Annotated in this window: 28 protein-coding genes and 1 riboswitch; of the genes, 12 read left to right on the forward strand and 16 right to left on the reverse strand. The window is 72.2% G+C overall.

What is annotated here, in order from left to right; genetic code table 11:
- Window positions 1-165 precede the first annotated feature (165 nt).
- On the forward strand, window positions 166-1,497 hold the full coding sequence (locus tag AB0K03_RS36605; protein WP_364695259.1) for a cellulase family glycosylhydrolase: 1,332 nt from the start codon (window positions 166-168) through the stop codon (window positions 1,495-1,497).
- On the opposite strand, the gene AB0K03_RS36610 is transcribed toward AB0K03_RS36605, so the two are convergent.
- The 4 genes from AB0K03_RS36610 to AB0K03_RS36625 all read right to left on the reverse strand — a co-directional run bounded on the left by AB0K03_RS36610 (window position 1,494) and on the right by AB0K03_RS36625 (window position 4,241).
- Window positions 1,494-2,213, reverse strand: coding sequence for a hypothetical protein (locus AB0K03_RS36610; RefSeq protein WP_364695185.1), 720 nt, complete (start codon window positions 2,211-2,213; stop codon window positions 1,494-1,496). The two genes, AB0K03_RS36605 and AB0K03_RS36610, sit on opposite strands and share 4 nt — an antisense overlap.
- A complete protein-coding gene (locus AB0K03_RS36615; RefSeq protein WP_364695188.1) occupies window positions 2,200-2,724 on the reverse strand; it encodes a SigE family RNA polymerase sigma factor in 525 nt (174 codons plus the stop codon). The genes AB0K03_RS36610 and AB0K03_RS36615 overlap by 14 nt, the downstream gene beginning before the upstream one ends.
- Before the next feature lie 210 nt (window positions 2,725-2,934).
- Window positions 2,935-3,462, reverse strand: a complete 528-nt coding sequence (locus tag AB0K03_RS36620) for a GNAT family protein (protein ID WP_364695191.1) — start codon at window positions 3,460-3,462, stop codon at window positions 2,935-2,937.
- Window positions 3,463-3,596: 134 nt separating this feature from the next.
- On the reverse strand, window positions 3,597-4,241 hold the full coding sequence (locus AB0K03_RS36625) for a transglycosylase family protein (RefSeq protein WP_364695194.1): 645 nt from the start codon (window positions 4,239-4,241) through the stop codon (window positions 3,597-3,599).
- A gap of 5 nt (window positions 4,242-4,246) precedes the next feature.
- Window positions 4,247-4,427: riboswitch (cyclic di-AMP (ydaO/yuaA leader) on the reverse strand.
- 170 nt (window positions 4,428-4,597) lie between these two features.
- On the opposite strand from AB0K03_RS36625, the gene AB0K03_RS36630 reads away from it, so the two are divergent.
- Window positions 4,598-5,500 carry an aminoglycoside phosphotransferase family protein gene (locus AB0K03_RS36630; protein WP_364695262.1) on the forward strand — a complete coding sequence of 301 codons (903 nt, stop codon included), beginning with the start codon at window positions 4,598-4,600 and terminating at the stop codon, window positions 5,498-5,500.
- Window positions 5,501-5,507: 7 nt separating this feature from the next.
- Here the strand turns inward: AB0K03_RS36630 and AB0K03_RS36635 are convergent, their stop codons facing one another.
- From AB0K03_RS36635 to AB0K03_RS36645, 3 genes are read right to left on the reverse strand one after another with little or no spacing between them, the layout of a single operon-like run.
- Window positions 5,508-5,804 carry a DUF2064 domain-containing protein gene (locus AB0K03_RS36635; protein WP_364695196.1) on the reverse strand — a complete coding sequence of 99 codons (297 nt, stop codon included), beginning with the start codon at window positions 5,802-5,804 and terminating at the stop codon, window positions 5,508-5,510.
- A 53-nt stretch (window positions 5,805-5,857) separates the two neighbouring features.
- Window positions 5,858-6,964, reverse strand: a complete 1,107-nt coding sequence (gene menC / locus AB0K03_RS36640) for an o-succinylbenzoate synthase (protein ID WP_364695199.1) — start codon at window positions 6,962-6,964, stop codon at window positions 5,858-5,860.
- A complete protein-coding gene (locus AB0K03_RS36645; RefSeq protein WP_364695202.1) occupies window positions 6,961-7,710 on the reverse strand; it encodes a GNAT family N-acetyltransferase in 750 nt (249 codons plus the stop codon). Before AB0K03_RS36645 ends, menC begins: the two co-directional genes overlap by 4 nt.
- 264 nt (window positions 7,711-7,974) lie before the next feature.
- Between AB0K03_RS36645 and AB0K03_RS36650 the strand changes: the two genes are divergently transcribed.
- A complete protein-coding gene (locus AB0K03_RS36650; RefSeq protein WP_364695205.1) occupies window positions 7,975-8,898 on the forward strand; it encodes an RICIN domain-containing protein in 924 nt (307 codons plus the stop codon).
- On the opposite strand, the gene AB0K03_RS36655 is transcribed toward AB0K03_RS36650, so the two are convergent.
- Window positions 8,899-9,771, reverse strand: a complete 873-nt coding sequence (locus tag AB0K03_RS36655) for an NAD(P)-dependent oxidoreductase (RefSeq protein ID WP_364695208.1) — start codon at window positions 9,769-9,771, stop codon at window positions 8,899-8,901.
- A 161-nt stretch (window positions 9,772-9,932) separates the two neighbouring features.
- On the opposite strand from AB0K03_RS36655, the gene AB0K03_RS36660 reads away from it, so the two are divergent.
- Complete coding sequence (locus AB0K03_RS36660) at window positions 9,933-10,331, forward strand: YciI family protein (RefSeq protein ID WP_364695211.1); 399 nt, start codon at window positions 9,933-9,935, stop codon at window positions 10,329-10,331.
- Here AB0K03_RS36660 and AB0K03_RS36665 read toward each other — a convergent pair.
- From AB0K03_RS36665 to AB0K03_RS36685, 5 genes are all read right to left on the reverse strand, one after another.
- Window positions 10,307-10,789: a cupin domain-containing protein gene (locus AB0K03_RS36665; RefSeq protein WP_364695214.1), complete on the reverse strand. Its 483-nt coding sequence runs from the start codon at window positions 10,787-10,789 to the stop codon at window positions 10,307-10,309. The genes AB0K03_RS36660 and AB0K03_RS36665 overlap by 25 nt on opposite strands.
- Before the next feature lie 56 nt (window positions 10,790-10,845).
- Window positions 10,846-10,977, reverse strand: a complete 132-nt coding sequence (locus tag AB0K03_RS36670) for a hypothetical protein (RefSeq protein ID WP_364695217.1) — start codon at window positions 10,975-10,977, stop codon at window positions 10,846-10,848.
- 77 nt (window positions 10,978-11,054) lie between these two features.
- Entirely contained in the window at window positions 11,055-12,032 is a 978-nt protein-coding gene (locus AB0K03_RS36675; RefSeq protein ID WP_364695220.1) for a hypothetical protein, read from the reverse strand.
- 86 nt (window positions 12,033-12,118) lie between these two features.
- On the reverse strand, window positions 12,119-12,913 hold the full coding sequence (locus AB0K03_RS36680; protein ID WP_364695223.1) for an AAC(3) family N-acetyltransferase: 795 nt from the start codon (window positions 12,911-12,913) through the stop codon (window positions 12,119-12,121).
- An 11-nt stretch (window positions 12,914-12,924) separates the two neighbouring features.
- Window positions 12,925-13,503 carry a DUF6642 family protein gene (locus tag AB0K03_RS36685; protein WP_364695225.1) on the reverse strand — a complete coding sequence of 193 codons (579 nt, stop codon included), beginning with the start codon at window positions 13,501-13,503 and terminating at the stop codon, window positions 12,925-12,927.
- Between the two features lie 170 nt (window positions 13,504-13,673).
- On the opposite strand from AB0K03_RS36685, the gene AB0K03_RS36690 reads away from it, so the two are divergent.
- Complete coding sequence (locus AB0K03_RS36690) at window positions 13,674-14,681, forward strand: hypothetical protein (RefSeq protein WP_364695228.1); 1,008 nt, start codon at window positions 13,674-13,676, stop codon at window positions 14,679-14,681.
- 15 nt (window positions 14,682-14,696) lie between these two features.
- On the opposite strand, the gene AB0K03_RS36695 is transcribed toward AB0K03_RS36690, so the two are convergent.
- Entirely contained in the window at window positions 14,697-15,581 is an 885-nt protein-coding gene (locus tag AB0K03_RS36695; RefSeq protein ID WP_364695231.1) for a diiron oxygenase, read from the reverse strand.
- A 53-nt stretch (window positions 15,582-15,634) separates the two neighbouring features.
- On the opposite strand from AB0K03_RS36695, the gene AB0K03_RS36700 reads away from it, so the two are divergent.
- Together AB0K03_RS36700 and AB0K03_RS36705 are read left to right on the forward strand one after the other, a co-directional pair.
- Window positions 15,635-16,309 (forward strand): TetR/AcrR family transcriptional regulator, encoded by a 675-nt coding sequence (locus tag AB0K03_RS36700; protein WP_364695233.1) that lies wholly within the window; start codon window positions 15,635-15,637, stop codon window positions 16,307-16,309.
- Window positions 16,306-16,605 (forward strand): DUF4873 domain-containing protein, encoded by a 300-nt coding sequence (locus tag AB0K03_RS36705; protein ID WP_364695236.1) that lies wholly within the window; start codon window positions 16,306-16,308, stop codon window positions 16,603-16,605. Before AB0K03_RS36700 ends, AB0K03_RS36705 begins: the two co-directional genes overlap by 4 nt.
- Here AB0K03_RS36705 and AB0K03_RS36710 read toward each other — a convergent pair.
- The gene (locus tag AB0K03_RS36710) at window positions 16,559-17,578 is read right to left on the reverse strand and encodes an AraC family transcriptional regulator (RefSeq protein WP_364695239.1); all 1,020 of its coding nucleotides are present in this window, start codon (window positions 17,576-17,578) and stop codon (window positions 16,559-16,561) included. The genes AB0K03_RS36705 and AB0K03_RS36710 overlap by 47 nt on opposite strands.
- Window positions 17,579-17,647: 69 nt before the next feature.
- Between AB0K03_RS36710 and AB0K03_RS36715 the strand changes: the two genes are divergently transcribed.
- The 5 genes from AB0K03_RS36715 (at window position 17,648) to AB0K03_RS36735 (ending at window position 23,188) form a co-directional block, all read left to right on the forward strand.
- The gene (locus AB0K03_RS36715) at window positions 17,648-19,096 is read left to right on the forward strand and encodes an NAD(P)/FAD-dependent oxidoreductase (protein ID WP_364695242.1); all 1,449 of its coding nucleotides are present in this window, start codon (window positions 17,648-17,650) and stop codon (window positions 19,094-19,096) included.
- Window positions 19,097-19,101: 5 nt separating this feature from the next.
- The gene (locus tag AB0K03_RS36720) at window positions 19,102-19,965 is read left to right on the forward strand and encodes an SDR family NAD(P)-dependent oxidoreductase (protein WP_364695265.1); all 864 of its coding nucleotides are present in this window, start codon (window positions 19,102-19,104) and stop codon (window positions 19,963-19,965) included.
- Window positions 19,962-20,813, forward strand: a complete 852-nt coding sequence (locus tag AB0K03_RS36725; protein ID WP_364695244.1) for an alpha/beta fold hydrolase — start codon at window positions 19,962-19,964, stop codon at window positions 20,811-20,813. Before AB0K03_RS36720 ends, AB0K03_RS36725 begins: the two co-directional genes overlap by 4 nt.
- A 74-nt stretch (window positions 20,814-20,887) precedes the next feature.
- Window positions 20,888-22,108 carry an AGE family epimerase/isomerase gene (locus AB0K03_RS36730; RefSeq protein WP_364695247.1) on the forward strand — a complete coding sequence of 407 codons (1,221 nt, stop codon included), beginning with the start codon at window positions 20,888-20,890 and terminating at the stop codon, window positions 22,106-22,108.
- A gap of 249 nt (window positions 22,109-22,357) precedes the next feature.
- Entirely contained in the window at window positions 22,358-23,188 is an 831-nt protein-coding gene (locus tag AB0K03_RS36735; RefSeq protein ID WP_364695250.1) for a hypothetical protein, read from the forward strand.
- Window positions 23,189-23,343: 155 nt separating this feature from the next.
- On the opposite strand, the gene AB0K03_RS36740 is transcribed toward AB0K03_RS36735, so the two are convergent.
- Window positions 23,344-23,784: endo-1,4-beta-xylanase (locus AB0K03_RS36740; protein WP_364695253.1), on the reverse strand; the 441-nt coding region annotated here is incomplete at its 5' end.

Genomic DNA, 23,784 nt, shown 5'->3' on the forward strand with positions numbered 1-23,784 from the left:
CTCTGTTCATCCGGAAGTCAAGAGCCGGAAACAAACCCATCGGCAGACGCCGATGTTGACAGCAACTTAACCGAGTAGGTACACATAGGGGCGTCCACCGTCATGGGAGCGCTTCCTACACCGATGGAGGACCCACTCGTGAGAAAACGCAGTCTCCTGGGCGGCCTGGCCGCCCTGGCCACGGCCCTGGTGGCCGGGGCGACGCTGGCCGCCCAGCCCGCCCAGGCCGCAGCCGGCTTCACCGTCAGCGGATCGCAGATCCTCGACGCCAACGGCAACGCCTTCGTCATGCGCGGGGTCAACCATGCGCACACCTGGTACGCCGACAAGATCGGCGCGCTCGCCGACATCAAGGCGCTCGGCGCCAACACCGTCCGCGTGGTGCTCAGCAGCGGCGACCGCTGGACCCGCAACGACGCCGCCGACGTCACCAACGTGATCAACCAGTGCAAGGCCAACCGGCTCATCTGCGTGCTCGAGGTGCACGACACCACCGGCTACGGCGAGGACGCCGCGGCGACCACGCTGGCCAAGGCGGTCGACTACTGGATCGGCATCAAGAGCGCCCTCGCCGGCCAGGAGCGCTACGTCATCCTCAACATCGGCAACGAGCCGTACGGCAACACGAACGCCGCGGGCTGGGTCGCCGACACCAAGAACGCGATCACCCGGCTGCGCGCGGCCGGCTTCGAGCACTCGATCATGGTGGACGCGCCGAACTGGGGTCAGGACTGGTCTTTCACCATGCGTGACAACGCCGCGTCGGTGTTCGCCACCGACCCGCGGCGCAACATCATCTTCTCGATCCACATGTACGGCGTCTTCGACACCGCCGCCGAGATCACGGATTACCTCGGCCGGTTCAAGAGCGCCGGCCTGCCGATCGTCGTCGGCGAGTTCGGCTTCAACCACTCCGACGGCAACCCCGACGAGGACACCATCATGGCCACCGCCCAGGCGCAGAGCATCGGCTACCTGGGCTGGTCGTGGAGCGGCAACGGCGGCGGCGTCGAATACCTCGACCTGGTCACGAACTTCGACGCCACCAAGCTGACGTCGTGGGGCCAGCGGCTGTTCAACGGCGCCAACGGCATCAAGGCCACCGCGCGGGAGGCCAGCGTGTACGCCGGCACCTCCACGCCGCCCTCGACGCCGCCGAGCAACCCGTCCACCCCGCCGTCGAACCCGCCGGCCGGCAAGTCGTGCTCCGCCGCGTACGCGATCACCGGGCAGTGGGGCGGCGGCTTCCAGGGCGCGGTGACGGTCAAGGCCGGCGCCACGGCGATCTCCTCCTGGACGGTGACGTGGACCTGGCCCGACGGCCAGCGCTTCACCAACACCTGGAACGCGACCGTGACGACCTCGGGTGACGCCGTGACGGCGCGCTCGATGTCGTACAACGGCTCGCTGCCGGCCGGCGGAAGCACGAGCTGGGGCTTCACCGCCAGCTCGACCGGCACGAACACCGCACCGGCCGTGAGCTGCGCGGCGGCTTAGAAGCCGCCCGCCGCCGAGGCGTCCTTGCCGCCGCCGGTCGCCGACACCGTGTAGGTGTCGGCGGCCGGCGCGCGCTTGTCCGCGTGGTTGTACTGCACCGCGAACACGTACTGCCCGGGCGTCAGCGTGGCACCGTGCTGGAGCACGAACCGGTAGACGAGCCGGCCACCGCGTTCCGTGACGGTCATGGCCATCATCTGGGCGGGCACGGTGCTCCACTGCCCCGTGCTCACCACACCGTCGGTGCGGGCGACCGAGACCGTCACCTCGAGGGCGGTCAGGGTCCTGGTGGTGCGCAGTGTGACGTTGCCCTGGCTCCAGTTCGGGTTCGAGTGCCCGTCGATCGCGGCGTCGGCGGTCAGGAAGCCCGGCCGGTGTACGGCCTTGCTGGAGGCGGAGGCCTTCGGGGGCGCGCTCGTCGCCGGACGGGCCGGCGGCGGCGACGGGGACGGCGTGGTGGCCGCGGCAGAAGGGGCGGCCGCGGGTGCGCTGTCGGCTTCTCCCCCACCGCCCGCGACACGGACGCCCACGACGCCGACGACCACGAGGCCGACCGCGGCCGCCGCGGCGAGCGGGCGCAGCCGGACCAGCGCGGTGCGGCGCGACTCGGCACGGCCACGGACGATCCGCTCGAACATCGCGTCCCGGTCCGGGCGGTGCCGCTCCGCCTCCTCGCGCAGCAGGACCCGCAGGTCCCGCTCGTCAGGCTCCCGCATTGCGGCCTCCTATGCCCACCGGTAGCTCCTGCAAGAACATGCTCAGTTGCGCGGCGCCGCGTGAGGTCTGGCTCTTCACCGCGCCGACCGAGATGCCGAGGATCTCGGCCACCTCCCGCTCGGGCACGTCGAAGGCGTACCGCAGCACGACACACTCACGGCGCCGCACCGGAAGCCGGCTCAGCGCCTCCCGGACGTCCAGCACCGCCGCGGTGTCCGGGTCGCTGCGGTCACGCCGCAGCAGGCCCAGCCGCAGCAGGCCGTGCCGCTCCCGGGTCTGCCGCTTGATCCACTGCCGGGCCAGGTTCGCGACGATGCCGCGGGCGTACGCGAGCGGGTTGTCGGCCGCCTCCACCCGCTCCCAGTGCTTCCACACCTCCAGGAACGCGTCCGCGGCCAGGTCGTCGGCGGCCCCGGCGTCGCCCGTGACGAGGAAGGCGAGCCGCGACAGGTCCGCGTGGTGCTGGTCGAAGAAGCGCCGGAAGGCACGCTCTGTATCGGGGTCGGTCACGCGGTCCTTCCTGACGTGCGGCGGTACGGCGGTGCCGGCTGCCCCGGCAAAGGGGGGCATGGGGACCGGGGCAGCCGGTGGTCCGCTCCTGACCGGGCGAAAGATACTTCCTTTCGAGCGCCCGGTCCCTGGCAATCAGGTCGTCCGCGGCTCGCCTGCGGGGAGGCCGGTGAGGTCCGGGAAACGGCCTCCCCGCGGGCGAACACCCCTTCAGTGGCCGCCCGGGCCGGAAAGGTTGCCCGCCTCCGCGGGATTTTTTCCCGGCCGCCGCAGCCGGTAGTAGAGGAGGCCCTCGCTGGTGACGCCGTCGTCGGGGACGAAGCCGGCGGCCGCGCAGCACGAGCGGCTCGCCACGTTGTCCGGCTGCACCCCGCAGAAGAACTCGTCGACGTCCGACACCTCGGAAGCCGTCGTGGCAGCGCGCAGCAGCGCCCGTCCGCGACCCTCGCGCCAGCGGCGGGGGTCGACGACGAAAGCCAGCCCCATCGACCGCAGGCCGTGGCCGTCGGCGTACACGTCGCCGCCGATGAAGCCGACCTCGCCGGCCGCGTCGACGCCGAACCACGCGTGGCAGCGCAGCACGAGGTGGCCGCGGAAGACCTCGCCGCCGCCGCGGGCCGCGACGGACAGGACCCGGGGCAGCCAGTCGCGGCCGCCGAGGTAGCGCTGCACCTGCGGGTGGTCGAACCAGGGCAGCGCCGAGGCGACCATCGCCGGAGTGGGCTCGACCAGCCTCATGCGCCCATCATGCCGCGCGGCGCAAGACCCCGGCGGGCCGTACGCCAACACCGTCCACACCGGACAAGGTGACCGGTGTGGACGGTGTCGTTCATCGTCGGTGGGCCCGGCCTCCCGGTCTCACCGCGGACCCGTCAGAGGGCCAGGCGCTGACCCGGGAAGATCAGGTTCGGGTTGCCACCGATCTCGCCCCGGTTGAGCTGGTACAGCGCGCGCCAGCCGCCCTTGACGTGCTTGCTGCTCGCGATCTTCGCGAGGGTGTCGCCGGACCGCACCACGTAGGTCTTGCCGGTCGCCCGCGCCGACGTGCTCTTCGTCGCCTTCGCCGTGCTCTTGTGCGTCGTGGTCTTGCGCGACGACGACTTGTGCGACGACGACTTGTGCGACTTCGAGGAGGCGCCGGCCGTGTTCCTGGCCTTGTACGACTTGGTCGAGCCGGCCTTCTTGCCGCACACCGGCCAGGCGCCGATGCCCTGACCGTCGAGCACCTTCTCGGCGATGCGGATCTGCTGCGACCGGCTGGCCTTGTTGGCCGTGCTCGCGTACTTGGTGCCGCCGTACGCCTTCCACGTGCTGCGGCTGAACTGCAGGCCACCGTAGTAGCCGTTGCCGGTGTTGATGCTCCAGTTGCCGCCGGACTCGCACTGCGCGACCGCGTCCCAGTTGACGCTGGACTTCGCCTGGGCCGCGGAGGCCGGGGCCAGCAGGGCCATCGTGCCGGCCGCACCCGCGACCGCCAGGCCGAGGGCGCGCAGGGACTGCTTGCGGATCTGTGCCATGACTGAAAAACCTCCACGCCTGCGAGGTCAGCTGTCGGGTTCGGGCCGAGGAAGCCCGGCCGCGCGTGGCGGCTTCACCCCGAGGCGCGCGCACCGGCGCGCCGAGGAACGTGTGGGTCCCCCGCTCCATGCCTGATCGATTGATGTCCCGGTCCGGTCGGCGGCAGGACTCGGCGTTACCGACCGCGGGGCCCGCTGAGCGGACCGGCCGACCGTAACCACTTCTCGCCGGGCACGGCCAAGTTTCCGGGGTCAAAGGTGACGTTGTTTACACCTTTTGAGTGACTTGATCTTCACTTCCCGGCGGGAAATGCGCTGGCGACGCCCCGGGTTGCGCCGGAAGGATCCCGATTGTGATGCTTCACGAGAACGAGGTCCCGGCGGACGAGGCGGTTGTCCGCTCGCTGCTGCAGACCCAGCGCCCGGACTGGGCCACGCTCCCGCTGTCGCCGGCCGGCGCCGGCACCGACAACACCATGTACCGGCTGGGGGACGATCTTCTTGTCCGGCTCCCGCGAACGGCCGGCAAGGCGCAGGCCCTGCACAAGGAGCGGACGTGGCTTCCGCGGCTGGGACCGCTGCTCCCCTGCCGCGTCCCGGAGCCGGTCCACGCCGGCCGGCCCGCCGCCGGGTTCCCGCTGCCCTGGTCGGTCTACCGCTGGATCGACGGGGCCCAGGCCGGACCGGACACCGTCCAGGACTGGGCCACGTTCGGAACCGACCTGGCGAGCTTCGTCCGGACGCTGCACGGCATCGACCTCATGGGCGCCGTCCGCGCCGGTGAGCTGAGCTGGTACCGCGGGGGAAGCCTCGGCGCCTGCGACGAGTGGATCAGCGCCTGCTTCGAGGACTGCCGCGCCGCGCCCGGCGGCCTCGATCTGGAAGCGCTGCACGAGCTGTGGCGTACCGCACTCGACCTGCCCGAGCCCGCCGGTCCGCACAGGTGGCTGCACGGCGACCTCAGGCCCGCGAATCTGCTGGTGTCGGAGGGCCGCCTGCACGCCGTCATCGACTTCGGCGGCCTCTCCGTCGGGTTCCCGGACGCGGAGCACGCCACCGTGTGGGACCTGCCCCGCCCGGCCCGCGACGCCTACTGGAACGCCGTGGGTGTCGACGATCACTCCTGGACTCGCGCCCGGGCCTGGGCCATCGCAGTGGGCGTCAGCGGAGTCTCCTACTACCGCGACACATGGCCCGCCTTCGTCGCGGAGTGCCGCGCGAGGCTCGTGACGATCCTCACGGACGCCGCCGGACGCTGACCTGAGATCAAGCGGCCGGGAGGACGGGCAGCAGCGCCACCCGCAGACCCCGGCGCAACGCGGCCATCGTGAGCTCACCGGAATCGGTCAGCGTGTTCAGGTCGGCGCCCTTGGCGGGCTCGCGCACGCCGAACGCGTACCAGCCGCCGTCACTGGTCGGGCCGATCACCGCGTCGAAGCTGCGCAGCAGCTCGTACGCATCGCCGAGCAGCTGGGGCGTGAGCTCGGGCACGTCCGCCGCGATCATCAGGAACGGGTCCTTGCGGGGCGCGCGCTGCGGATCGCAACGGAAGAACCGGGTCATGCTCCTCAGTGGTCCGCGGAGCCGCGGAGGTTGCCCGTGACGGCGCGATTTCTTCACAGCGGGAGCCACTGAGTCGCGGTGGTCACCGCCTCGAGCACTTCGGCGAGCGGTTCCACCCCCAGTCCCGGTCCTGCGGGCACCTGCAGGTGACCGTTCTCGAGCACGAACGGCGCGGTCAGGTCGGTGGCGAAGTAGCGGTCCGACGCCGAGGTGTCGCCGGGCAGCGTGAACCCCGGCAGGGCGGCGAGGGCGACGTTGGCCGCACGCCCCAGACCGGTCTCCAGCATGCCGCCGCACCACACCGGAACCCCGTGCGCCGCGCACAGGTCGTGGATGCGCCGCGCCTCGAGATAGCCACCGACGCGGCCCGGTTTGACGTTGACGATCGCGCACGCGCCCAGCGCGAGGGCCGCCGCGGCCGTACGGGCCGACGTGATCGACTCGTCGAGGCACACCGGCGTGGTGATCCGCTTCGCCAGCTCGGCGTGGCCCAGCACGTCCTCCTCGTCGAGCGGCTGCTCGATCAGCAGCAGATCGAACGGGTCCAGCCGGGCGAGGTGCCGGGCGTCCGCGAGCGTGTACGCGGTGTTCGCGTCCACCTGCAGCAGCACCTCGTCGCCGAAGCGCTCCCGGACCGCGCGGACCGGCTCGACGTCCCAGCCCGGCTCGATCTTCAGCTTGATCCGGACGTAGCCGGCCTCGAGGTAGCCGCCGACCGCGTCGAGCAGCTCCGGCACCGATCCCATGATCCCCACCGAGACGCCGCACGGCACGCGGTCGCGGACGGCCCCCAGCTCGCGCGCGAAGGACCGGCCCTCGGCGCGCAGCTCGGCGTCGAGGACCGCGGTCTCCAGCGCCGCCTTCGCCATGCGGTGCCCCTTGAACTGCGCCAGGACCGGCGCCACCGCGTACGCGTCCAGCCGCGGCGCGGCCGCCAGCGCGGGCACCAGGTAGCGGCGCAGCACGTCCGCGGCGGCATCGGCGTACTCGGGCGAGTAGCGCGGGTCGGCCATCGCGACGCACTCGCCCCAGCCCTCGGCGTCGCCGGTGAGGACGCGCACCAGCAGCACGTCGCGCGTGGTCTCGGTGCCGAACGAGGTGCGGAACGGCGCGACCAGCGGCATGGTGACGCGGCGCAGCTCGACGCCTTCCAGCTTCACGAGGGCCTCCTCAGGACGTACCAGCCGGAACGGTCGAACCCGGTGAAGCGGGCGCCGTCGGCGAGCAGGACGGTTAGGGTGTCGCGGACGGCGACCCGCCACCGGCGGGCGGCGGCGGGGTCGCTGCGGCGCAGCCCCTCCACATCGTGCGGTACGGCGACCAGCAATTTCTCGCCGTCCAAGGAACCCGGCTCCGCCGAGCGCCCCAGGGCGACGACACCGCCGGCCGGGTCGTCCCGCAGCGGCGTGCCCGCGGTCAGGTCCCAGTGGACGAGCAGCCGGTCGGACTCCTCGTCGCCGTTGATCCGGTCGTGCATGACGCCGTAGAAGTCCGGCAGGTACGCGACCGGGACCGCGCCCAGCTTCGCCAGGTTGAAGTACGCGTTCCGGGCCACCAGCGGGTCGAAGGTCCAGCTGATGAGGGCGGCGCCGCGGTCCAGGGCCCAGGCGCGCTGGTGTTGCTTGAGCGCGTACCCGACCGCGCGTCCCATCGCCGCCGGCGCCACCCCGGCGACGTGGCTGTGCAGCTCCCGCCGCGCCGGCGGACCGAAAAAGCCCACACATCCCCCGGCCAGGGCATCCCCGTCGTACGCGGCCGCGACGTAGTTGCCGCAGGTGGCCAGCGCCCGCAGCAGGTCGGTGCCCAGCAGCACCCCGCCCGGCTCGGCGTTCCAGATGCCGGCGAACAGCGCGTCGACGGCGGCGAGGTCGGCCAGCGCGGACACCGTACGCACCTCGATGCTCACGGTCGCAGCGCCTCGTCGATCAGGGCCGCCACCAGCCGGACGCGCTGCGGCAGGTGGTCGGTGGCTGACACGACCCGAGTCTAGTGTTCGGCGGCGCCCGCGCTCCGGGCATCGCACCGTGAAGAAAGTCCCCGCCGCAATGATCTCCGCGGGCGGCGCTCGCGTATCTTGACGTACCGGTCGGCGCTGCGCGCTGCGGACCGCTCGGCCGGCGCGGCGGGCGGTGTGGCCGCGCGGCGGGGTGGACACCGAGGCGGGGACGAGATGGCGGACGAGCAGAACGACGAGCTCCAGCGGCAGGATCCCGTGCTCGTGCGCCCGTACATCAAGAGCGAGCCGAGCAGCACCGAGCCGGCCGGTCCGGACGACCGTCCGGAGGAGACCTGGCCGGAGACGGCCATGCTGCCCGACGAGCAGCCGGCGCCCGAGGAACCGGTGGCCGCCCCGGCCGCCGCGCCCGCGACGACCGGCCACGGCGTCACCCCGATGCGGCAGCGGCTCGTCGTCCTCGGCGGAGTGCTCGTGCTCGCGCTGGTGGCGGCCGCGTTCGTGCTCTTCGGTACGGGCGGCGACGACAGACCGCCGCTGCCGGAGACGCAGGCGACCCTGCCGGCCCCCGGGGTGACCGGCTCGCTGGGCGACGCCCCCGGCGCCACCGGCTCGCAGCGCGCCTCCGCGGCCGCCGCCCGCACCGCTCGAGCGTCCACGACCGCACCGGCCCGGACCGAGTCCACGTCGCGAACGGGCGCCGTCCCCCCGCCCGTCACCCTGTCCGCGCCGACGTCGGCCGCCGCGCCCTCGGCCACGCTCGCGCCGCCGCCCGCGGCCGACCGCACCGGCGCGATCACCGGGGCCGGCGGCCGCTGCCTGGCGCTCGGGGGCCTGCTCGGCCTCGACGGCAGCCCCATCCAGGTGAGCGGGTGCAGCGGCGTGAGCTACCAGACCTTCACCCTGGCCACCGACGGGACGCTGCGGGTCGCGGGACGCTGCGCGCAGGTCACCGACGGCGGCGAGGTGCGATCCGTACGCTGCGACGACCGCGAGAGCTCCCAGTGGCGGGTCGGCCCGGGCAGCTCGCTGGTCAACCCGGCGACCGGGCAGTGCCTCACCGACCCGGGCGCGGCCGGCGCGGCCACGAAGGTGTCCCCGTGCACCGGCGCCGCGTCGCAGTCCTGGAAGCTGCCCTGATCAGCGGGCCTCGAGCGCCTTGACGACGGCGGCCATGTCGTCGGCGCCGTGCCCGAGCGCGACCGTCTCCGCGAAGAGCGCGTGACACACGTCCAGCACCGGTGAGGCGATCCCGGACCGGCGCGCCGCCGCGGCGATCAACTCGTTGTTGTACAGCACGTCCCTGCTGGAGGCCTGCACGGAGAAGTCCCGGCCGAGCAGCTTCGCCGCCTTCACCCGGGACACGTCGCTGGCCATCGGCCCGGCGTCCAGCACGGCGGTGAGCCGCGCGAGGTCGAGCCCGTGCCGCTCGGCGAAGTGGTACGCCTCGGCCAGCCCGGTCACCATGCTGATCAGGTACAGGTTGACGGCGAGCTTCATCAGCAACGCCTGCGGCACCGGCCCGCACTCCACCGCATCGCGGATCATCGGGTCCAGCAGCGGGCGCACCTCGGCGACGTCCGCGGGATCGCCCGCCAGCATCGCCACCAGCTGCCCGGCCTCGGCCGGCTTGCGCGACCCGGACACCGGCGCCTCCACGTACCGGCCACCGGCGGCGGCCACGTCCTGCGCCAGCCCACGCGAATACTCCGGCGCGGTCGTGCCCATGTGGACCAGGATCCGCCCGGCGACAGCACCGAAGGCGGGCGTCCCCCGGCCCAGCACCGCGTCGATCACCTCGCCGTTCGCGAGCATCATCAGCACGACGCCGGCCTTCCCCAGGACGTCGGCCGGGCTTTCCGCGACGGTCGCGCCGGCTTCGCGTACGGCCGCGCAGCGGCGCGGGTCCCGCGTCCACACGAGCAACGGGGTGCCGGCCCGCGCGAGGTTGAGTGCCATGGGCTCGCCCATCACCCCGAGCCCGAGAAACCCGACGATCATGCTGTCCGCCATGGCCGTACGGTAACCACCCGCGCCGCCGCCGGGCACCGGCCAATTCCGGGGCGGCGGCCTGCGCGCCGGAAATTTCCCCGGGGCCGTGTCGATCCGCGGGTTCCCTGCTCGACGTGAGGGTGCCAGGGCCGAGAGGCGGCCCGGCGGACGAGGAGGACACGATGGCGAAGTACCTGCTGATCATGCGGGGCACCGACGAGTCGAACGCGGCCATGATGGCGAACATCGGCGAGCTCATGGTCCGGACCCGCGAGTTCATCCAGGCGACGGCCGAGGCGGGCGTCTACGTCGCGGCCGAGGGGCTGGACGATCCGCGGCAGGGCGCGGTGGTCCACTTCGGCGACGGGGCCCCGGTCGTGACGCCCGGCCCGTACGGCGGGACTCGGGAGCTGTTCGGCGGCTTCTTCATGCTCGACGTCGCCTCGAAGCAGGAGGCGATCGAGTGGGCCACGCGCGTCCCGGCCGTCCCCGGCTCCGCGATCGAGGTCCGGCGGGTGCCCGGCGAGGACGAGGTCCCGCAGGAGACGGACGCGCGTCAGGACAGCCAGATGTTGTCGTGATCGAGGTAGAACGCCGCGCGCTCCTCGTCGGTCATCTGCGCCACCCGGGTCAGGCCCTCGAAGTAGCCCTCGCGCGGCGCGCCCGGTGAGAAGTGCAGCAGCATCGAGGCGGGCTGCCCGGACTCGTTCTTGAAGCCGTGGATGCCGCCGGCCGGGACGTGGACGTAGTCGCCGGGCTCGGCGTCGATCCAGCGGCGGCCGTCGAAGATCCGCATCGTGCCGGACAGGATGTAGAACGACTCGGTCAGCGAGCGGTGGAAGTGCGGGTCGGGCCCGGTGACGTCCGGCCCGCACTCCCACCGGTAGAGACCGAAGAGCCCGCTGGTCGATGCGCCGGTGGACAGGTAATGGACGCGGGTGCCGTTCGGGTAGACGAGCTCCGGCGCGGTGCCGTCCGGCCGGTGGGTGGCGCTGATCTCGCCCCCGTCCCCGTGGTACAGCGGAGGTGGGTAGGTCACCGGCTCATCATGCCCCGCCGCGGCTCATCGCGCGGCCCCGCCGATCTCCGCGGCGCTCAGCGCCAGCGGCGCGGGCAGAGACCGGACCGGCGCAGCCGGCCCAGAACGTCCTCGACCGCGTACGCGCCGAGCATCCCGGCGAGCCCCGCGACGACCGGCGTGGCGAAATCCGACAGCAGTGTGTGCATGACGCTCTGGTCGGCCGCCCGGGGTGCACCGGGCGGGGCACGACGGGTGCAGCCCGGGTGCCGTTCCCGCGCGTGTTCTAGCGATAGAACCCGGCGTGCTGACCTGAGCCGGTGTTGACCGTCCCGAGAATCTGGCCGCGCTCACCCAGCGCGTTCACGGTGACGTCCGCCGGGATCCCGCGGGTCGTCAGATCGATCATCCGGCCGCCCTGCCACAGGAACGGGTGCAGGTCCCCGGACGCGGTCTCGCTGAGGCCGAGAACCTGCCCGCGGTCGTTGAGGTCGACGGCGAAGGCGGTGGGCCCGCCGAGGGTCCCCAGGTCGAGGAAGGAGCCGGCGCGCCACAGGTACGCCCGTCCGGTGGTCACCCCGGCGTTCCCGGCGATCCATCCGCGCTCGTTGATCGCGACCGGCGCCCAGTCGTCCTGCCCGGCCGGGGCGCCCAGGTCGTACGCCCGCCCGCGCTGCCACATCGTGGCTCCCGTCACCCGATCCCGGCCGACGACCTGGCCGCGGTCGTTGATGTCGGTGCCGAACCCAGCCGCCAGGTTTTTCATGGTCCCGGCCTGCCAGACGAACGCGTGGGCGCCGTCGGCCAGGTACCGCGTGCCGACGACCTGGCCCCGGTTGTTGACGGCGGTGGCCATGCTGTCGAGGCTGGCGGCGTCGATGTCGGTCAGCACCCCGCGCTGCCAGAGAAACGCGTGCGCGGCGGACTGCTCCGGGTCGCCGCGGTACACGCTGAAGCCGACCACCTGGCCCCGATCGTTCACGCCGGTGGCCCGCCCGTACTCCCACTCGCCGCGCTCCAGCACACCGAGGTCCGTGACGCGTCCGCGCGACCAGAGGAACCCGTGCGAGCCCTGGTCGGCGGAACTCAACCACCCCTCGCCGACCACGTCACCGCGGCTGTTCACGGCCCGCGCCTCACCGTCGAACCCGAGATCCACGGCCCGGTACCGGCCCGAGGCGACGGCCGTACCACCCGGAATGACCAGCACCGCCAGGACGACCGCGGTCGTCGCGGCCAGGACCCGGCGCACCTGCGCGACCATGACAACGTCTCCCTTCGATACGTCCGGTCGTAACGCGGTGAGCCAGGCCGCGGCCAGGGCCGGAAGTACCGAAACCCGACGCGGCGTCAGGACGGTCGCAGACCGCGCTCGGACAGCGCTGCTGTCGCGAAGTCAACCACCGAGCGCTGCGCCATCAGCCGGGCCTCCGCGCTGCCGACCACCCCGATGCGCACCTCGCCCCCGGCCTCGTACGCCTCGCCGATCCTCGCGAAGTCCGACGCGTCGGCCACCGGGGCCGTCCAGGTGACCCAGCGGCTACCTCCGGAGGGCTCGCGCACGGCGGCGCCGTACCCGGTCATCGCCGGCCGCGGCTGCCGGCACTCCGCGAGGTGCAGCGAGGTGTTGCGGTCGTACCCGCAGCCGAGCAGCAGGACCTTGCCGTGCTCGCGGTACAGCGCGCCCAGCGGCGAGCCCTCGCCGAGCCCTTCCGCGAGCGGATGGTCACCGACGAAGACCGAGGCGCGGGCACCCAGCGCGGCGAACGACACGTGCGGGTGGGTGCTGCGCAACGCGCCCGGCCACGCACGAACCACCTCGGGGAGCACGCCCATGTGCCGACTGGGGGTCCGGGCCGGGTCGTAGCCGGGGCTCCGCTCGCGGATCACCGGCCACCACGTGGCCGGAACCGGCGGGTTGCGCCAGCCCGCGGGGTCGGAATTCGTCGGCGTGTGGGTCGGCACCACCAGCGTTCCACCGGGACCGAGGACGTCGAGGAACGCCTCGACGACGGCCTGGACACCCCCGGCGACGAATCCGACCGCCCGCATCGACGAGTGCACGAGCACCGCGTCGCCGGCCGACAGACCGAGGGTGCGAAGGTCGGCGGCCAAGGTGACGGCTGTGTGCGGCAATGTCTGCATCGGGCCGCTGGTCAGCCGGTGCGGCCGTTGGCGTAGACGACGCGGAAGCCCAGGTGCTCGGCCAGCGCCGCCCAGCGGCCCGATCTCACCAGGCGTTCCACGCTGTCGATGCGGCCGCCGTTGACCAGTGCGTTGAGCACGACCGTCTCGAAGGCCGCCGATTCGACCCAGTCGACGACTTTGGTGAAGCCGCAGAGCATGGCCGCCTTCGTCTCGTGGAGGAACTCCTTGAGGACCCGGTCGGAGGCGCGCAGCACCGAGCAGCTGCCGAAGTACAGGGTGCGCCCGGCGCAGCGGCCGGACATCCAGGCGGCGATCTCGTCGAGTTCGACCGTGGTCTTGGCGGTGAGGCAGAGCTGGGACGGCTGGCCGTGCAGGGCGAAGAAGCCGACCTTGAAGTCCTGGTACTTCCGGGAGAGCCAGGTGTCGAGGTAGTAGTGCAGCTCCTCGGTGGTGGCGGTGTCGCGGTGGATGAAGCGGATGCTGCCGAGGCGTTCGAGCAGCTCGAGGGTGGGCAGGACGGAGCCTCGCTCGGTGAGGTCGTCCTCCCACTGTCCCTCGACGCAGAACACTCCCCCTGGCTTCGGCACAGTCACCCCTCACGCACGCCGATCATCACCGACCCGACGACGCTAGCCGACGCCGTCTCCCGCGGTGGTCCGGGCCACACGAAGCTGACAATGCTCACATATCGGCTTGGCCTGCCGACGGCTCGGGTCGCCGCCGGGATCGGTCCGGCGCCCGTACGGGAGGTCACAGGTTGTTGAACAAGAGCTGGACTTGGCTCGCGGTCGTCGTCGCCGGGGGCGCAGCCGCGCTGACCGTACCCGTGGCCGCGCTGGCAGCGCCGGCACCCGGTGGGCGGGCGACTCTCGCGGCGGTCGGTGATCCGGCGTCGCTCACACTGACGGCGCCCGCGACGGCGGCCCGGCTGGGCTCCCTCACGCTGACGGGCACGCTGTCGGCCGGCGCGGGTTCGCTCAGCGTCACGCGCAAGGACCTGACGGGCTCGCACCCGCTCGCGGCGGTCACCGCCGACGCGACCGGCGCCTTCACCGTCCATGACCGGCCCCCGGTGGGCGGCGCCAACACGTACACGGTGAGCTTCGCGGGAGATGACATGTACGGGCCGGTCAGCCGGCAGGTCACGGTCACGGTGTCGCGCCGCGCCCCGGCGCTGAGCGTCACCCGCAACGCCTCGACGTACGGGTACAAGGCGGCCGCGACGCTCACCGCGAAGCTGGGGACGACCCACGACTCGCGCACGGTGTGTCTCTACGCGACGCCGAAGAACGGCACCAAGGTCAAGATCAAGTGCGGCACGGGTACGGTCACCGCCACGTACCGCATCACCCGCCGCACGACCTTCAGCGCGGCCTTCGCGGGCGACCAGTGGTACCTGCCCCGCACGGTGAGCACCTCGGCGACCGCCCGCGCGCAGATCTCGGAGGTCATGGACCGCCACTACGGCTCGTCGGGCAAGTACAAGCTCTACCACCGCACCGTGGACCCGCTGCTGCTCACCCGGATCCTCCCGGCCCGCCCGTACGGCTGCTACGGCTTCCAGGGCCAGGCGTACGTGTCGGGCGCCTGGCGTACGGTCAGCAAGAACAGCTGCTTCACGCTCAACGGCGACAGCATCGGCGGGGTGGAGCTGGTCGGCTCGCACACCGCAGGGGTGCGCTGGCGACTGCGCTCCACCTTCGCCGGCGACACGATGAACGCCGCGGCGACCGGCTCCTGGCAATACCTGAAGTTCACCGCCTGAGCCTGCCGGGCGGGGTCAGAGGAGGCCGGAGCGCCGCCACAGGGCCATGCCGGGACCGCCGATCAGGTCCAGCTCCCTGAGGTACGCGACGACCTTCTCCCCCGCCCACCGCATCGTCTCCTGGAAGTGCGGGTTCTCCCGCGCCGCCTTCGCACCCACCTCGGGCGCGATCCCCACCGAGCGGTAGACCTCGGGCGAGATGAGCCGCCGCCCGGTCAGGTACGCCGCCCGCGCGATGACGACCTTGTCGTACGCGAGCCGCTTGCGGCCGGCCGCGCGGACCTGGCGGGCGAGCTCCTCGCGGGCGTAACGGACGTGCCGGGCCTCCTCGATGACGTGGATGCGCGACACCATGCGGACCAGCGGCTGCACCGTCTCGTCGGTGGACGCCTCGCGCTGCATGGCGTCGAGGATCTCCTCGGCGATGAGGATGGCCGCGTACATGCGGGGGCCGGTGGCGGTGGCGGCGATCCACTTGCCGAGGCCGTTGTCGAACGCGCCGACGCGGTAGACCGGGCAGCCCAGCTTCTCGATCATGCGCCCGAACATCACCGAGTGGCGGCATTCGTCGGCCACCTCGGTGAGCGCGTACTGCGCGTGCGGGGCGGTCGGGTCCTGCTTGTAGTACTCGCGGATGAGCAGCTGCATGAGGATCGTCTCGAACCAGACCCCGAGGCTCGCGATGCTGGCGACCTCGTGCTTCGTCAGCGTGCGGCGCTGCTCGGCGCTCAGCCCCTCCCAGAGCGGGGTGCCGTACAGCGAGGAGCGGCGCTCGGGCACGAAGTAGGCGTCCGGCAGCAGGGGCGCGTCCCAGTCGATCTCCACCTCGGGGTCGTACGAGTGCGACGCCGACGACCGCAGCAGCCTGGTGGCGGTCTGGGAACGGTCGGAGAGAACCATGTCTGCCTCCGCGGGGGTTGACGTTACCGGAAGTAACAGCTACTTCTCGTACTATGAACTCCACCGACCCGGGCGTCAACACGTCCCCGGACGGCCGCAGCAAACGCTGGGCCGACCATCGGGAGCGCCGCCGCGAGGACCTCGTCGACGCGGTCATCGAGGCGATCCGTGAGCTGGGCCCCGAGCCGGGCATCGATGCGGTCGCCGCCCACGCCGGGGTCAGCAAGCCCGTGCTCTACCGCTACTTCCAGGACAAGTCCGGGCTGTGGGAGGCCGTCGGGCGCCGGGCCGCCACCGCGGTGGTCGAGGCCGTCGCACCCGCGGTGGCCGCCGTACGGGAGGAGCGCGACGTCGTCTCCGCCGCGGTCGACGCGTACCTGGCGTACATCGAGGCGGATCCGCACCTGTACCGGTTCGTGGTGCACCAGCGCGGCATCGCCCGGGAGCGCGACGTGGTGGCCGACGCGATCGACACCGTGGCCAGCGGGCTCGCCCGGATCCTGGGCGACCGGCTGCGCGCGCTCGGACTCGACTCCGGGCCGGCGCTGCCGTGGGCGTACGGCATCGTCGGCTACGTCCAGACGGTCGGCGACTGGTGGCTGCGGCACCAGCAGCCGATCAGCCGCGAGGCGCTGGCGAACTACGTGACCACGTTTCTCTGGGGCGGCGTCACCGGCATCCGGGCGGCCGCCGACACACCGGGCGGATTGGCGGCGACGGGACTGTGAGCGACAGCGACGAGGAATACCGCGGCGAGGCCGTCATCCGAGCCGGGGAGGCGGCGGTCACCGTCGCGGTCCGGCTGTCGGTACGGTTCGAGCCGGTCGAGGGACGCTACCGCTGGGGCGGCCGGGCCGCGCCCGACGAGACCCTCAGCGCGCAGCTGCGCTCCGGCGTGCGGGACGTGACCGTACGCATCGGCGAGCGCGAGGCGCCGGCGCGGCTGGGCGAGCCCGACCCGTGGGGCGGCGTACGGCTCACCGGGACCGGCCGGCCGCCGTGGAGCGCAGCTGCCGGGGCGTGATCCCGTACCAGCGCCGCACCGCGCGGGTCAGCGCCGACTGCTCGGTCAGCCCCACCATCGCGGTGACCTGCGTGAACGGCAGGTCCGTCTGGGTGACGAGCCGGTACGCGGCCGCCCGGCGCACGTCGTCGAGGATCGAGTCGAAGGTGGTGCCCTCGGCCGCCAGCCGGCGCTGCAGGGTGCGCGGATGCGTCCCCAGCATCCGGGCGATCGCCGCGACCTCGACCGGCGCGGAGCCCAGCCCCTGGGCGAGCAGCAGGTGCACCCGGTCGGCGACGCTCTGCCCGGGCACCGGGAAGTGGCTGGTGATGTAGTCCAGGGCGATGTCGCGCAGCACCTGGTTGCCGCCGCGCACCGGCATGCTCGCCAGGCCGGCCGGCACCCGCAGCACCGCGTCCGGCCGGCCGAAGCGCACCTCCGCGCCGAAGAAACGGGTGTACGCCTCCACCGGTGCCAGCGCGGCGTGCGGCAGGTGCACCGAGCGCAGCCCGTACGGCCCGCCGTGCAGCAGCACGATGATCCGGTGGAACAGGCCCAGCCCGAGATCGGCCACCTGTGGCGGGAGCGGTTCTGCGTCCGTACCCCGGTAGAGCAGGCCCATGACGCCCGGCCGGCCCGACGGGTCGGGGATCTGGGAGACCGTGAGGGCGGGGCTGTGCACGAACAGGAACCGGCGGGTGGTGTCGAGGGCCTCGCCGAAGGTGGCCGAGTTCTCGATCGCCAGCGCGAGCGGGCCGAGCACGGAGGCGTTCTGCAGCCCGGCCAGGCGCAGGCCGAGGTCCGGGCAGCCGAGCTCGGCCGCGGCGACCTCGAGCAGCAGCCCCGCCGCGGCCGACGGGATCACCGCGTCGTCGGACTCCACCGCGGCGCAGGTGACGTCGAACCGGGCGAGCAGCGCCGCGCCGTCCCCGCCGAGGCTGTCCACCAGGGCGGGCAGTCCGCGCAGGCCCGCAGCCCGCACCACCGACTCCATGTCGCAAGAGGATAAATCCCTGTCGCGCAAAGGCAAGTGGCCCGGCGTGCCCGGGCGAACACTGGACCCATGGCCGAACACTTCGACGTCCTCATCATCGGCGCCGGCCTCTCCGGGATCGGCGCGGCTTGGCGGTTGCAGCAGGAACGGCCCGGCACGACGTACGCGATCCTCGAGGCCCGGTCCGCCATCGGCGGCACCTGGGACCTGTTCCGCTACCCCGGGGTGCGCTCGGACTCGGACATGTTCACGCTCAGCTACCCGTTCCGGCCGTGGCGCGGCGAGAAGTCCATGGCACCCGGCGACGCGATCCGCACGTACATCCGGGAGACGGCGGAGGACGGCGGCATCATGCCGCACATCCGCTTCGGCACGAAGGTGCAGACCGCCGCCTGGGCCGACGGCCACTGGACGGTCACCACCAGCCAGGGCACCTTCACCTGCCGCTTCCTGTACGCGTGCGCCGGCTACTACGACTACGCGCAGGGCTACCAGCCGGACTTCCCCGGGATCGACGACTTCGGCGGCACGTTCGTGCACCCGCAGTTCTGGCCCGAGGACCTCGACTACGCGGGCAAGCGGGTGGTCGTCATCGGCAGCGGCGCGACCGCGGTGACGCTGGTGCCCGCGATGGCCACCACCGCCGGGCACGTGACGATGCTGCAGCGCTCCCCCACGTACATGACCGTGCTGCCGGAACGCGACGCGGTGGCCGACAACCTGCGCCGCTGGCTGCCCGCCCGGGCGGCGCACAAGGTGGTCCGCGCCAAGAACATCGTCCTCTCGCAGGGCTTCTACCAGCTGGCCCGGCGCCGCCCCGAGCGGGTCAAGGCGCTGCTGCGGCGGTTCGCGCTGCACCACCTGGACGACCCGGCGTACCTCGACGAGCACTTCACGCCCGCGTACCAGCCGTGGGACCAGCGGCTGTGCGTGGTGCCCAGCGGCGACCTGTTCCAGGCCATCAAGGCCGGCAGCGCCTCGGTGGTCACCGCCCACATCGACCGCATCGTGCCCGAGGGCGTCCGGCTCACCGACGGGCGCGTGCTGGAGGCCGACGTCATCGTCTCCGCCACCGGGCTGTCGCTGCTGCCGATCGGCGGGGTGCAGCTCACCGTGGACGGCAAGGCGGTGGACCCCGGCAGGTCCGTCGCCTATCGCGGGGTGATGCTCAGCGGCGTACCGAACTTCGCCTACTGCATCGGCTACACCAACGCGTCGTGGACGCTGCGGGCCGACCTCTCCCACCGGTACGTGTGCCGGCTGCTGGCGTACATGGACAAGCACCATTACACCGCGGCCACGCCGCAGGAGAAGCCCGGGCCACGGCGGCCGCTGCTCGACCTGACCTCCGGGTACGTGCAGCGCGCCCTGGACCGCTTCCCGAGCCAGGGTGACCGCGACCCGTGGACCGTACGCCAGAACTACCTGCTCGACGCGCTCACCACCCCGCGCGCCGACGTACGCCGGGACATGACGTTCAGCCGTACCCCCGCCCCCGTCCTCGAGGAGATCCGTTGACGCGCCTGACCCCGTACCGTTTCACCGGCCGGACCGCCCTGGTGACCGGCGCCGCCAGCGGCATCGGCGAGCAGCTGGCCCACGGCCTCGCCGAACGCGGCAGCGACCTGGTGCTGATCGACCGCGACGCGCTGCGCCTGGACGCCGTCGCCGAGGCGATCCGCACGGCGAACCCGAGCCGGACCGTCGAGTCGCTGGTCGTCGACCTCGCCGACCGGGAGGCCGTGGTCGCCGCCGCGACCGGCATCCGGGAGCGGCACCCGCGGCTCGGCCTGCTGGTCAACAACGCCGGCGTCGCCCTCGGCGGCCGCTTCGACCAGGTCAGCGTCGAGGAGTTCGAGTGGGTCATGGCGGTGAACTTCACCGCGCCGATGCTGCTCACCCATCACCTGCTGCCCGCGCTGCGCGCCGAGCCCGGCTCCCACCTGGTCAACGTCTCCAGCCTGTACGGCCTGATCGCCCCGCCCGGGCAGTCGGCGTACAGCTCCAGCAAGTTCGCGCTGCGCGGGCTCAGCGAGGTGCTGCGCGGCGAGCTGCTCGAGTCCGGGGTCGGCGTGACCACGGTGCACCCGGGCGGGGTGCGTACGCGGATCGCCGAGAGCGCCCGCATCGCCGCCGCCGCGCCCGCCGACGAGGTGGAGAAGGGGCAGCGGATGTTCGCCGCGCTGCTGACGTACCCGCCGGAGAAGGCCGCGGCCGACATCCTCGACGGCGTGCAGCGCCGCCGCGGCCGGGTGCTGATCGCCCCCACCGCCAAGCTCCCCGACCTGCTGGCCCGGCTGATGCCGGAGTCGCACCTGCGCGTGCTCAACCGGATCACCGAGGCCGCCGCGCGCGGCGGCCGGACCCGGGCACGGGTGGCGAAATGACCCGGCATCTGACCGTACGCGGCGCCGGCATCCGCGTGCACGAGACCGGCGACCCGGCGAACCCGCCGATCCTGCTGCTGCACGGCATCGGGCGCAGCCTGGAGGACTGGCTGCCCCAGCACGAGCGGCTGTCCGACGGCTGGCGGGTGATCAGCGTGGACCTGCCCGGCTTCGGCCTGTCCGACCGGATGCCCGGGCCGATCACTCTCGCCGCGCTGGCCGACGGCGTGCTGGCCACGGTGGACGCACTGGACGAGCGGCGGCCGCTGCACGTCATGGGCAACTCGCTCGGCGGCGCGGTCGCGATGCAGCTGCTCGTCACGGCGCCGGCCCGGGTGGCGACGCTGACGCTGGTCAACAGCGCCGGCTTCGGCAAGGAGGTCGCGTTCTTCCTCCGCGCGCTGGCCATCCCCGGCCTCGGCCTGCGGCTGATGCGGCGCATGGACGCCCGGGCCGCCCGGCGGGTCGAACGCAGCCTGTTCGTCGACCGGGCGCTCGTCACCCAGGAACGCGTCGACTTCGCGCTGCAGGTGGCCGCCCGCCCCGGGTACGCCCAGGTGTTCCTGGAGACCGCGCAGTCCCTCGGCGGCTTCCGCGGCATCCGGCGGCCGTGGCGCGACGAGCTGCTGGCGGGAGCCGCCCGGCACCCGCGCCCGACGCTGCTGGTCTGGGGCGACCGGGACCTGATCCTCCCGGCCGCGCACCTGACCGCGGCGCAGGCGGCGTTCCCGGACGCCCGGTCGCACCTGTTCCCGGACACCGGGCACATGCCGCAGATCGAACGCGCCGACGACTTCGCCGATCTGGCCCGGCTGTTCCTGTCGGCCCGCTCCGAACACCCCGCTTAACCGAGCTGACCACGGGCTGGACTCCGGGGCGGCGGCCGTCGGGCGGCCCGGCGGCCTGACCTAGAGTGATCGTCATGTCCGTCTGGCCGACCAGTCCCGCCCACCACCGCTGGCTCGACCAGCACAGCCGCGACCTGCTCGCCTTCGGGCGCCGCACCGCCGACCCCGGCGGCGGCGCCCGCTGGCTCGACGACCGCGGCGACCCCGAGCCGGACCGGCCCACGTCCGCGCTGATCAGCTGCCGGATGACCCACGTGTACGGCATCGGCGCGCTGCTCGGCGTGCCCGGCGCGGGCCGCATCGCGGGGCAGGCGATGGCCGGGCTGACCGGCCGGCTGCGCGACACCGAGCACGGCGGCTGGCACTCGGCGGTGGCCGGGGACGGCACCCCCGAGCCGGGCAAGAGCTGCTACGACCACGCGTTCGTCCTGCTGGCAGCGTCCACCGGTGTGCAGGCCGGCCTGCCCGGCGCCGCGGGCCTGCTCGCGGAGGCGTCCCAGATCTTCCTGGACCGCTTCTGGGACGAGCAGGCCGGCATGTGCGTCGACACCTGGGACACCGCCTTCACCACGCTGGACGACTACCGCGGCATCAACGCCAACATGCACACGGTCGAGGCGATGCTGTCGGTGGCGAGCGTGACCGGCGACCGCGCCTGGATCGACCGCGCGGTGCGCATCTGCCGCTTCGTCGTGGCCGCCGCCTCGAGCCACCAGTGGCGCATCCCGGAGCACTACGACGCCACGTGGACGCCCCTGCCCGACTACAACATCGACAAACCGGACCACGCCTTCAAGCCGTACGGGGCCACGATCGGCCACGGCCTCGAATGGTCCCGCCTGCTGCTGCACACCGCGTCGGCCCCGACCGTGGGCGACCCGGCGTTCTTCGCCACCGCCGCCCGCAACCTCTTCGACCGCGCGGTCACCGACGGCTGGTCGGTCGACGGCAACCCCGGCTTCGTCTACACGACCGACTGGACGGGCCGCCCGGTCGTCCGCGACCGCATGCACTGGGTGGCGGCCGAAGGCATCAACGCCGCGGCGGCGCTGCACGCGTACACCCGCGAGCAGGCGTACGCGGACTGGTACCGCACGTGGTGGGACTACACGGAGGAGTTCCTGATCGACCACGACCACGGCTCGTGGTTCCACCAACTCGACGCGGCGAACCGCCCGACGGCGACGGTGTGGCCGGGCAAGGCAGACCTCTATCACGCCTTCCAGGCGACTCTGGGCGCCCGCGTACCGCTGTGGCCGATGCTGGCGACGGCAGTGGACGAAACCCTGGGTTAGGGTCCGGTCGATGTGCTGTCCGATATGGGGCTTCGCCGCCGCTGGACCAACCCACCATTCTTGATCGGCGAGAATGGGCCGAGGCGGAGTCTGCTTTGATCGACCCGTCTCCCATCGGCCGAGAGGGTCGATGGGGCCTTCCGGCCGGTAAGCGCGTCACTCGACCCTGTCGCGAGGGGGCGGTGAAACGCTGTAATGGCCCTGCACATCCGAGGGACGTGCGCATACAAGGTCGGAAGAAGGTCGATCATGTCGGCGTACGGTCAGGGCGATCCTCAGCGATCACATTCAGCGAAGCGAGCCGGCAAGTGGCTGGGCCTCGGCCTCATCCCCATGTTGATCGTGTTTCTGTTTCTGTTCTCGTCGAGCAGAATGAGCAATGACACGGCAGATCCGACCACGCCGAGCGTCGGAATACCTCGGACGGACGACTTCACCAACTATGCGAAGCGATGCTTGAGAGCAACTGAGAGCTGGGACCAAGCTCAGCTCATCTTCGACCCCGACATCGAGATGAAGCAGGAACGATCCGCCACCGTGCAGGCCAAGCTGACCCTCGATCGAAGCCTCACACCCGACGCCGTGATGCCGTCCGAGAATGCCCGGTCGATACAGGTCAGAGTCTCCTGCGAGGCAGAGGCGACGATCGTGGCGAATGAAGAGGACTTCGAGGTATCGCCTTCCGGCTGGACTTCACGATCCGTCTTCGAGGGGCAGGACGCCGACTGGCAGTGGATCGTCACCCCGAAACGGGTCGGCACCTATGCGGCCTCGATAAATGTCCGGCCGGTGATCCTGGTCGATGGGCATGAGGCCCGCTTGGCAGACGTCGCTGACAGCGAGCTGATCGAGCAGAGACCGATCGTTGTTCCGGCGAGGTTGACGATACACGTGAAGCATCGGAGCTTCGCTGAAGCCGCCAAAGACTGGCTCACCTCGACCAAGGGTGTCATCGTCTCTTTGACATCATTGATCGCTGCGCTCAGCGCTCTGTACCTGACGGTCCGATTCTTCGGCAGATCGTCCAGCCTGTCACCGTCCGGAACGAAGAAAAAGGGCCCAGCCGATCGAGCCGGTTGATCTGATCTGATTGTGAGGCTGGTGGCGTCGGCTCGTTGGCGATGGGCCGGCGGCTGGCTGCACGCCGGCGGCAGCGGTCGCGGTCCCCATCGAGACGGTGACGAGGACCGCCAGGAGCCGACGTGCGCCCGGCCGGTTGGGAAACGACGATGGCGTCAGTGGCGACCGGTGCCCCGGCCGGAGCGGTGCGGGGCGCCCGAGGCGAGCGCCAGATCCTGCTGCAGCACGTCGTACTGGCCCTTCGGGTTCAGCTGCTCGTCGTAGATCAGGGCTGCGCCCTCCTGCGGGTCGGTGAACCAGCCGGGCACCCACGAGTAGGCGTCGCCGAAGCCCCACGGCGTGAACGAGATGCAGGCACGGACGGCCAGGCACGCCTGCAGCGTGCGGGACCAGTAGCTCTCCTGGGCGTACGGGGCGAGCGCGTCGACCGGCTCGTTGACGGCGTCCGGCTTGGTCGGCGTACGGACGTCCACCTCGGTGAGCGCCAGCTTCAGCCCCAGGGCGGCGAAGCGCTGGAGGTTGTTCGACAGGTCGGGGTAGCCGTACTGGGTGGAGAGGTGACCCTGGAATCCGACGCCGTGGATCGGCACGCGCTG

The sequence above is a fragment of the Actinoplanes sp. NPDC049316 genome, assembly GCF_040677315.1.
Lineage (GTDB): Bacteria > Actinomycetota > Actinomycetes > Mycobacteriales > Micromonosporaceae > Actinoplanes.

Excerpts from the sequence above, each read along its gene's own strand:
- AB0K03_RS36610 (WP_364695185.1), bottom strand. The coding sequence starts at position 2,213 with ATGCGGGAGCCTGACGAGCGGGACCTGCGGGTCCTGCTGCGCGAGGAG.
- AB0K03_RS36620 (WP_364695191.1), bottom strand. The coding sequence starts at position 3,462 with ATGAGGCTGGTCGAGCCCACTCCGGCGATGGTCGCCTCGGCGCTGCCC.
- AB0K03_RS36625 (WP_364695194.1), bottom strand. The coding sequence starts at position 4,241 with ATGGCACAGATCCGCAAGCAGTCCCTGCGCGCCCTCGGCCTGGCGGTC.
- AB0K03_RS36630 (WP_364695262.1), top strand. The coding sequence starts at position 4,598 with ATGCTTCACGAGAACGAGGTCCCGGCGGACGAGGCGGTTGTCCGCTCG.
- AB0K03_RS36635 (WP_364695196.1), bottom strand. The coding sequence starts at position 5,804 with ATGACCCGGTTCTTCCGTTGCGATCCGCAGCGCGCGCCCCGCAAGGAC.
- AB0K03_RS36650 (WP_364695205.1), top strand. The coding sequence starts at position 7,975 with ATGGCGGACGAGCAGAACGACGAGCTCCAGCGGCAGGATCCCGTGCTC.
- AB0K03_RS36655 (WP_364695208.1), bottom strand. The coding sequence starts at position 9,771 with ATGGCGGACAGCATGATCGTCGGGTTTCTCGGGCTCGGGGTGATGGGC.
- AB0K03_RS36660 (WP_364695211.1), top strand. The coding sequence starts at position 9,933 with ATGGCGAAGTACCTGCTGATCATGCGGGGCACCGACGAGTCGAACGCG.
- AB0K03_RS36670 (WP_364695217.1), bottom strand. The coding sequence starts at position 10,977 with ATGCACACACTGCTGTCGGATTTCGCCACGCCGGTCGTCGCGGGGCTC.
- AB0K03_RS36675 (WP_364695220.1), bottom strand. The coding sequence starts at position 12,032 with ATGGTCGCGCAGGTGCGCCGGGTCCTGGCCGCGACGACCGCGGTCGTC.
- AB0K03_RS36680 (WP_364695223.1), bottom strand. The coding sequence starts at position 12,913 with ATGCAGACATTGCCGCACACAGCCGTCACCTTGGCCGCCGACCTTCGC.
- AB0K03_RS36695 (WP_364695231.1), bottom strand. The coding sequence starts at position 15,581 with ATGGTTCTCTCCGACCGTTCCCAGACCGCCACCAGGCTGCTGCGGTCG.
- AB0K03_RS36700 (WP_364695233.1), top strand. The coding sequence starts at position 15,635 with ATGAACTCCACCGACCCGGGCGTCAACACGTCCCCGGACGGCCGCAGC.
- AB0K03_RS36710 (WP_364695239.1), bottom strand. The coding sequence starts at position 17,578 with ATGGAGTCGGTGGTGCGGGCTGCGGGCCTGCGCGGACTGCCCGCCCTG.
- AB0K03_RS36715 (WP_364695242.1), top strand. The coding sequence starts at position 17,648 with ATGGCCGAACACTTCGACGTCCTCATCATCGGCGCCGGCCTCTCCGGG.
- AB0K03_RS36725 (WP_364695244.1), top strand. The coding sequence starts at position 19,962 with ATGACCCGGCATCTGACCGTACGCGGCGCCGGCATCCGCGTGCACGAG.
- AB0K03_RS36730 (WP_364695247.1), top strand. The coding sequence starts at position 20,888 with ATGTCCGTCTGGCCGACCAGTCCCGCCCACCACCGCTGGCTCGACCAG.
- AB0K03_RS36735 (WP_364695250.1), top strand. The coding sequence starts at position 22,358 with ATGTCGGCGTACGGTCAGGGCGATCCTCAGCGATCACATTCAGCGAAG.